Annotated in this window: 1 protein-coding gene; it reads left to right on the top strand. The window is 59.0% G+C overall.

The window, feature by feature from the left end; all coding sequences use genetic code 11:
• The coding region (locus JDF658_RS09460; protein WP_200805670.1) for an aldehyde ferredoxin oxidoreductase family protein at nucleotides 1-1,089 on the top strand (1,089 nt) is incomplete at its 5' end.

A 1,089-nucleotide genomic window follows, 5' to 3' on the forward strand; every position in this document is an offset into this window, starting at 1 on the left:
CAGGGCCTGCCGGCTTATGGCACAGCGGTGCTGGTCAATATCATCAATGAAAGCGGCATATTTCCCACCAACAATTTTCAGGAAGCCTATTTCCCGGCTGCCGATGAAATCTCCGGGGAAACCCTGGCGGAGAAATACCTGAAAAAGAAAGATCCCTGTTACCGCTGTCCCATCGCCTGTGGCCGCTACTGTGAAGTAGACGGGGAAGAAGGGGGCGGTCCGGAGTATGAAACCATCTGGGCCTATGGCTCTGACTGTGGCGTCTCCGACCTGAAAGCGGTAATCAAGGCCAACAATCTCTGCAATGAGTACGGTTTGGATACCATCTCAGCTGGAGCTACCATTGCGGCGGCCATGGAGCTTTACCAGCGGGGCATCATCAAGCCGGAGGAAGTGGATGGACCGGAGCTGAAATGGGGCAGTGGGGAAGCCATCGTGGAATGGACCCGCAAGATGGGAGCCGGGGAAGGCCTGGGGGCCAAACTGGCGCTGGGTTCCGCCCGGTTGTGTGAGGCCTATGGCCATCCGGAGCTGGCGATGGCGGTCAAGAAGCAGGAACTGCCGGCCTATGACCCGCGGGGTGTGCAGGGCCATGGTTTGCAGTATGCTACCTCCAACCGGGGTGGCTGCCATGTGCGGGGTTACATGATTTCCCCTGAGATTCTGGGCTTGCCGGAGAAGCTGGACCGGTTCTCCCTGGAGGGGAAAGCGGAATGGGTGAAGGTATTCCAGGACCTGACGGCAGTAATCGACAGCCTGGGGCTGTGCCTGTTCACCTCCTTTGCCCTGGGGGCGCAGGATTATGCCGACCTGTATAATGCCGCCACCGGGGAAAACCTGACAGCAGAACAACTGCTGGCCTGCGGGGAACGGATCTGGAACAATGAGCGCCTGTTCAACCTGCAGGAGGGCTATACCGCCCAGGACGATACCCTGCCCCGGCGTTTACTGGAAGAGCCCATTCCGGACGGGCCGTCCAAGGGCAGTGTGCACCGGCTGGCAGAATTGCTGCCTGTTTATTACCAGGTGCGGGGCTGGGATGAAAACGGAGTGCCAACAGCGGCCAGGAGACAGGAACTGGGGTTATAA

This window comes from Carboxydocella sp. JDF658, assembly GCF_002049395.1.
Lineage (GTDB): Bacteria > Bacillota.